Origin of the sequence: Streptomyces chiangmaiensis (assembly GCF_036281785.1) — a bacterium.
Classification (GTDB): Bacteria; Actinomycetota; Actinomycetes; order Streptomycetales; family Streptomycetaceae; genus Streptomyces; species Streptomyces chiangmaiensis.
In genome coordinates, this window is record NZ_JAYWVC010000299.1 from 1 (window position 1) to 7,159 (window position 7,159).

At 72.1% G+C, this 7,159-nt stretch carries 3 protein-coding genes and 1 pseudogene; 3 read left to right on the top strand and 1 reads right to left on the bottom strand.

All coding sequences use genetic code 11. From position 1 onward, the window contains the following. Window positions 1-496 precede the first annotated feature (496 nt). Window positions 497-1,969: an AAA family ATPase gene (locus tag VXC91_RS40520; protein ID WP_329512370.1), complete on the bottom strand. Its 1,473-nt coding sequence runs from the start codon at window positions 1,967-1,969 to the stop codon at window positions 497-499. A gap of 567 nt (window positions 1,970-2,536) precedes the next feature. On the opposite strand from VXC91_RS40520, the gene VXC91_RS40525 reads away from it, so the two are divergent. From VXC91_RS40525 to VXC91_RS40535, 3 genes and pseudogenes are all read left to right on the top strand, one after another. Further along, window positions 2,537-4,027: a hypothetical protein gene (locus tag VXC91_RS40525; protein ID WP_329512371.1), complete on the top strand. Its 1,491-nt coding sequence runs from the start codon at window positions 2,537-2,539 to the stop codon at window positions 4,025-4,027. Between the two features lie 132 nt (window positions 4,028-4,159). Continuing rightward, the gene (locus tag VXC91_RS40530) at window positions 4,160-5,470 is read left to right on the top strand and encodes a MoxR family ATPase (protein WP_329512372.1); all 1,311 of its coding nucleotides are present in this window, start codon (window positions 4,160-4,162) and stop codon (window positions 5,468-5,470) included. Between the two features lie 143 nt (window positions 5,471-5,613). Then, window positions 5,614-6,857, top strand: a pseudogene (locus tag VXC91_RS40535) (vWA domain-containing protein). Window positions 6,858-7,159 lie beyond the last annotated feature (302 nt).

Sequence of the window (7,159 nt, forward strand, 5' to 3'; positions counted from 1 at the left end):
GGGAGCTTCAGGTCTACATGGCCAAGCGCGCCAATGCCCACATCGAGGAGATCCAGTCCTCCCACGCTGTGAGCGTGTCCCACCCGGACGCCGTCACTCACATCATCGAGAAGGCGGCGCGGACGGTCCGCTGACCGGCGCACTCCACGGGTGGGGCGGCACGGTATGCCGCCCCACCCGAGCGGCAGGCCCGCCTGACCGGGAGCGGGGCCAGTCTCGGCCGGACGGGGCGATCGATCTCGTCGAAGTACCCGATCTGCTCAATGCCGACCCCCGCGAGGTAGCGGGTCGTCCCCTCCGCGATGTCTCTCGGCTCGGTGGGGATTCGAACTCGTCAGGGGTTGCCCCCAACACGCTTTCCAACTGTTCGTGTGGCTGTCCGGCGGGGTCCGTCGGCGTTCTGACCTGCGGCGGATCAGTTCGATCGACGGTGACCGCACCGGGCTGAACGGGGCTGAACGGGGGTGAATACAGCCCTTACTGCAACCCCCTCGGATCAGATCTCACCGTAGATGGTTGCGAGGTCGATCAGTTGGACGTCGGCCTCGGCCTCGGCGACGGCGCGTGCTTTGTCGTTGAAGCCCGCTCCGCTGAAGCAGAAGAGCCGGGTACCACTCGTGTCGTAACGTCCGGCCTGCGCGACGAGGCCGCGGATGTGCCGGAGCCGATCGATGTGGGCCGTGCCCACGGTGTCGTTCCACTTGACCTCCCCGATGGCCAGAAGCGGCGGCTTGGCGCCGTCGGCGATACCGATGACCGCCACGTCGACCTCGTGGCCGGTGCGGGTCCTGGAGTCGTGGACGGTGCCGTGTCCGACGCGGGCGGGCAGACCGCCCAGGAGTCCGGGGTCGGCGTGGTGCAGGGCCCAGCCCCGGCAGACCTGCTCGAAGTGGGGCCCGAGGACGTTGCTGACGAACCGTCGGCGGCTGGCCTGCCAGACGCGTGCCGCGCTGCCGGGGCGTTCCAACTGGTCCCAGACCGGGCGCATGATCGCGTGGTGGAAGCCGATCAGCGGTTCGGCGATGCGGTATGTGGGCCGGTTGTCGCGGAACGCGTCCGCGTCGCGGCGGAGCAGCCCCGCGTCTTCGAGGACGTTGATGGGGTGCGCGATGTCGGTGGCCTTGCGTTCCAGATAGCTTGCCATGCACCCGCGGGTGGCGTTGCCGTCGGCGACAGCGGCCAGGACGGACAGGTACAGGGCGGTGTCGCGGAGGTCGGGTTCTTCGGCGAGCAGGTAGCGGGCCTCGCGGAAGAGAGGTGTCTCGGGATTGAGGACGGTGCGGACGACCCAGTTGTCGAAGTCGTCAGGTCCTGCGGGGGTGTCGCCTCGTGCGAACTCGCGGCGGTAAGCGGGGGTGCCGCCGACGATCGCGTTCACCTTCATGGCCAGGTGGGGATCGGTGATGCCCCAGAACTGGGCGGCGAGCCGGTGGTCGAGGGGACGGACGACCACCTCCAGTCCCGCCCGGCCGCGCAGCGGGGCGTTGCCCGACAGCAGTCGTCCCATGAAGGACAGTGCCGAGCCGCACAGCAGCAGCCGGGTGCGGGAGCCGGTGCGCTGGTTACGCAGGGGCCGCAGTGCCTCCTGGATGATCGAGGGCAGTTCCGGGTTGGCCTTGGCGAGGTACGGGAACTCGTCGATCACCACGGGAAGGGGGCGATCTGAGCCGAGTGCGAGCAGCGCGTCGACCGCTTCGGACCAGTCGGCGAAGTGGAACGGGCTGGCGGGGCGGACGTGGGCGGTCAGGGCGGTGCTGATCCTCCGCAACGACTCGGCGTCGGCGGCCTCGGTCGCACCGAAATAGAACCCTCCGGCGGCACGGCAGGCGGCATCCAGCAGGAATGTCTTGCCCTGGCGGCGACGTCCGGAGACCACGCCGAGCGTCGCGCCCGGCTGGGGATCGGTGATGAACCGGCTCAGCGCCGACCACTCGTAGGCCCGGTCGAACATCTCGGCAGGCTTGTCCATGACCGTCCCGGATAGAGAAGTACGACTTCATTAAACATACCTCTATATTCAGCAGCGTGCCAGGCAAGTTGTTCAAGCTGGAGGCTGACGACTTGAATGCCGGAAACAAATGAGACCAAAACTGAGACCGGCGCACGTCGAAGACCCTGGCCGCTCGGCGGTCCGGGGTGGACCTTCGGTGTCCTGACCCGCGGCGGACGGGTTCGATCGGTGGTGACCGCACCGGGCTGAACGGGGTGAATGCAACCCTGACCGCAACCCTCGTGCCATCCCTCCCGGACGTCGGCTCATCACCCCTGAGGCGATCGGGGACGGCCGGTGTGGAGGGGGCCGGCTGCTGCGACCGGTGCTGGGGCTCGGGCCCTGGTCGTTCCCATCCGTACGGTCCGTAACCGACGGCGACGGCGGTACTCACCGCGCCATGTCGGGCGTTGCGGCGTGCGTCGGGGAAAGGTGACGGGTGGTCGAAGGGGACTGACAGATCCTCATCGTGGTGCTTATGATGCCGAGGATGAACAACAACTCCTCGCATGGATTGGGGGAATCGTTCGTGCAGGGTGAGTGCTGATGGCACATCACTCCGCGAACTTGATTCCGGCCCACCTGTTGATGTGGCAGCGCGTGCGCGAGTACGCCGTGCCGCCGTCCATGATCGAGAGCGCGACCGCACGGCGTGCGGTCGGTGACTGGGCGGGGGCCTTCGCCGCCGCCCGGGTCGACGCCGATCTCGATCTGCGCGCCGTGCGCGATCGCCACGGCACCGAACTCGTCACTCGCCTTCGTGCGGATCTGCGTCGGCTGGCACCGGATCTGCTCCGTTGGCACATGCCCCGGATCGCCCCCGACGGACGGCTCCGGCCCGGTCTGACCATCTCCCTGGCCCGTTACCGGAACTCCGGCGCCACGCCGTTGCATCTGGTGGTGCGGACACCACCCGCCTGGGCGGACGCCGGACAGCGGATGTCCCTGGCCCTGTGGGAGGAGTCCGGGACCGGCACTCCCAGGCACCATCCGCACCCGAATCCCGACCGGCGTTTCCGGCTCGACCTGCACCGGCACCTCTGGGACTCCGGGCGGTGCGGCGAACTGGCGTGGCGGTGCGGTGCGAGCGGGACGCCGTTCCTGGCGCCGCAAGGCCGGCCCTACGCGCTCGCCCGGCCGGGCGCGCCAGACCCGCCCGATCGGTCCCCCGTCCGCGACTCCTCGTGGGCGTCGGCACGATGGGCCGCCGAGGCCGAGCTGCTGTTGAGGGCCGAGGGGCGCCCTCGCGGGGCCTTCACGGTGCGGCTCGGCGCGCGGAGCCGCGCCGTGCTCGAACTCGTCGCCCCCGACGACAACCACGCCCCGACGTTCCAGCCGCTTCGGGAGGCGCTGCCGAAGCAGGAGGTCGCGGCGCTTCCGATGCTGCCGGAGGCGGCGGCCCGGGTCCTTCCGGATCTGGAACTGCTGCGGGCCGGGCTGGTCACGTCCGATCGGTTGCATCCGCTCGTCGCCACAGCACTGGCGGTGGCCGGCTCGGTGGTGACCGCCGGCTCCGCCCCCCACCCCAGCGATCCGCACCGGGTGGAGTGCCGGGGTGAGGTCCACCGGATCGCGCTGCGGGACGGGGTGCTGACGGCGATCGATCACGACCCTGCCCAACTGCGCCGGGAGGAACTGCTGGTGGCGCTCGGCGGGCCCGCACTGCCCTGCCTGCGGGCCATCGACACGGTGCACCGCGCCCCGGAGGCACTTCCCGCGATCCGGGAGCGGCTCGGCCACGGTGACGTCGTCGGAGCGCTGAACGTGGTCGAGGGGCTGCTCGGTCCCGGTGCGGTCCTCCGCGACGGGCCGCTCCGGGAGGAGCTGGAGTCGGCTGCGGCCCGCCGAATCGACCACGGACTCTTCCGCTCGGGGCTGGTCGCCGTGCACCCCGCTGCCGGTGTGGCCGGGGGCGGGAACGCCCTCGGCCTGGGACACGCGGAGCCGGACCACCGGCCTCGGCTCGACCGACGTACGCCTGCGGCGATGCGCCGCAAGCGGAGCAGCCGGGCACGGCCCCGTACCGGCCTGGCCTGACCCTGATCACCGGGCGATCACCTCACCGGCTGCCCCACCCACGTCCCGCGCTCGCACTGCGCGCTCCGCGCCGCACGACCCCACCATCTCCGGGACGGGCCGTCCCGTTCCCTCATTCCCCAGGTGATGCTCATGACCTCCAGTACCACCCTCCTGACCACCCCAGCCCCGGCCGTTGGTGCACCCGCACCCACCCCCGCCGACGCATCCGGAACCGGCACCCGACTCGTCGTCGCCGAGAACCTCCTGACCCTCCTGCGGACGACCACCACAGAGCCGCGCCCCGACGAACAACTCGAAGCGCTCACCTTGGCTGTCGCGGCCGACCTGCCCGTGCTGCTGTGGGGCGAGCCGGGCATCGGCAAGACCGCGGCCCTGACGCAGCTCGCCGCCTCCCTCGACCTGCCGCTGACGACCGTGATCGCCAGCGTCCACGAGCCGACCGACTTCTCCGGGCTGCCCATCGTCGGCGACGACCCGACGGCGCAGGGGGTGCCGATGGCGCCTCCGCAGTGGGCCGTGGAACTCGTCCGGGCCGGGCGGGGGCTGCTCTTCCTGGACGAACTCTCCACCGCGACCCCGGCTGTCCAGGCCGCCCTGCTCCGGGTCGTCCTGGAGCGGAGGGTCGGTGCGCTGCAACTGCCGCCGGGGGTGAGGATCGTGGCTGCCGCCAATCCGCGCGCGTCGGCGGCGGACGGGTGGGAGCTGAGCCCGCCGCTGGCCAACCGGTTCGTACATCTGTACTGGGTGCACGACCGGGAGGTGGTGGTGCGCGGGCTGGGCGGGATCTGGCCCCGGGCGGAACTGCCCCGGCTGGTGGCGGAGCGGCTGCCGGAGGCGGTGGCTTACGCCCGGCGAGCGGTCTGCGGTTTTCTGGAAGCCCGACCGACGCTGATCCACCGACTGCCGAGCACCGAGACACGACGCGGCGGTGCCTGGCCCTCGCCCCGGAGCTGGGAGGCCGCGTTGACCCTGCTGGCCTTCGGCACGGCGGCCGCCGCCTCCCGGGAGGTGCTGGCGCTGCTGGTGCGGGGGGCGGTGGGCGACGGGCCGGGGCTCGAACTCCTCGCCCATCTGGACCGTATGGAACTACCGGACCCGGAGTCGTTGCTGGCAGATCCGGCCTCCGCCGAACTGCCGGCGCGGGGCGATCTGCGGCAGGCCGCGCTGGAGGCGGTGGTTGCCGCCGTAGGGGTACGGCCGCAGCGGGCACGGTGGGAGGCGGGCTGGGCGGTGCTGGTCCGGGCGCTGGAGACCGGAGTCCCGGATCTGCTGGTCGCCCCGGCGACGGCGCTGGCCGCGCTACGACGCGACGACTGGGAGGTGCCGGAGGCGGTGGAGCGGCTGGCCAGGGTGATCGGTCTCGCCCGGCTGGCGGACCAGTCGGTGGGGCGGGCCACGGCGGGGGCCGGCGCCGGACGTACGGAGGGGGCGCGCCGATGACAGGGGCCGCGAAGCGCCCGGGGACGCACCCACTGCCGTACCCGATGTCCCCGCCCCCGCCGCCGCGCCCGGTGCGGGCCACCGTGCCGGGGCCGCCGACCGGCTCCGGCGGGCCGTACGACCGGCCCGCACCCCCTCTGGACATGGAGAAGCTGCTGGCCGCCCGGCTGCACGCGGTGAAGGTCCGTCCCTACCTGGCCGGCGCACTCTTCGCACTGCACGTGGTGGAGGACCGGTCGGTGCCGACCATGGCGGTGGACGCGCACTGGCGCTGCTACGTCTCCGCGCGCTTCGTGGCGCGCACCCCTGTGGAAGAGCTGGCGGGCGTCTGGGTGCATGAGGTCTCCCACCTGCTCCGAGACCATCACGGGCGGAGCGAACGGTATGCGCGGGAGTACGAGGAGCACGGGCCGGGCGAGCGAAACGAAATGGGAGTCCCCCCGGCCGAAGGCCGGGGGAGGCTGCGGCGGAACATCGCCGCCGACTTCGAGATCAACGACGACATCTACGGCGACGGTCTGCCCCTGCCTGCCGGGGCGGTGCTGCCGTCGCTGCTGCGGCTGCCCGACGGGCTGCTGATGGAGGAGTACTTGCGGAGGGCGTCGATGTCCGGGCTCGCCGCAGACCTGGCCTGGCTGGACTGCGGCAGTGGTGCCGACGGGCAGGACCGGCCGTGGGAACTGGGACCCGACGGGGCACACGGGCTGAACGAGCAGCAGCGGGATGCGGTCCGCTTCCGGGTCGCCGAGGGGATCAAGGGCCGACCGGGCGACGCTCCGGAGGGATGGCGCCGGTGGGCGGACGAGGCGTTCCACCCACCGCAGCCATGGCGGCAGTTGCTGGGAGCGGCGGTCCGCTCCGCCGCGGGTGCGTCGGGGCCGGGCGAGGACCACAGCTACCGGCGTCCGTCCCGCCGATCGGCCGCCGTTCCCGGGGTGCTGGTGCCGAGCCTGCACCGTAGGCCGCCTCGGGTCTGCGTCGTGATCGACACCTCGGCTTCGGTGAGCGACGCCGAGCTGGGCAGCGCGCTGCTGGAGGTGGCGGCGATCTCCGGGCGGTGGGCGGGCAGCGCGACCTGGTGTCGGTGATCTCCTGCGATGCGGCCGCCGGGGTCGCGGTCCCGCTCTGCCGTGCCGAGAACATCGAACTGGTCGGTGGCGGGGGAACGGATCTGCGCTCCGGTTTCGCTCGGGCACTCCGCTCCCGGCCCCGCCCGGACGTCATCGTCGCCCTGACGGACGGTCAGACACCCTGGCCCTCAGTGCAGCCACCCTGCCGCGCCGTCGTCGGTCTCTTCCCCCGCCCAGCGAGCGCAGTGGACGAGGCGAACCCCGACTACGCCCCGGACGCCCCGCCGCCCTGGGCCCGCGTCGTCACCATCGGCTGAGAAAGCGCAGCGGCGGCACCATCACCGGGCCGCCGTTCGCACGGACACCTGACTGTTCGTGCGAACGGCTGGGGGTGGTGCAGCCCATGGGACAGGTGGGGTCGGGCTCGACAACGCCGCCAGGGAGAGCTTCGGCTCGGCCATGAAGGTCGAGCACATCCACCGGCACCGGTCCGCCACCCATGCCGGCAGGTCGCGGCGTCGCCGTCCCCGCCCCAAGAGCGGGGGCGCGAGGCGGCCGGCGACCCGTGGGTCGAGTCGGACCAGGTGTTCACCAAGCCGCTGGCTGGCGACAACGAGGT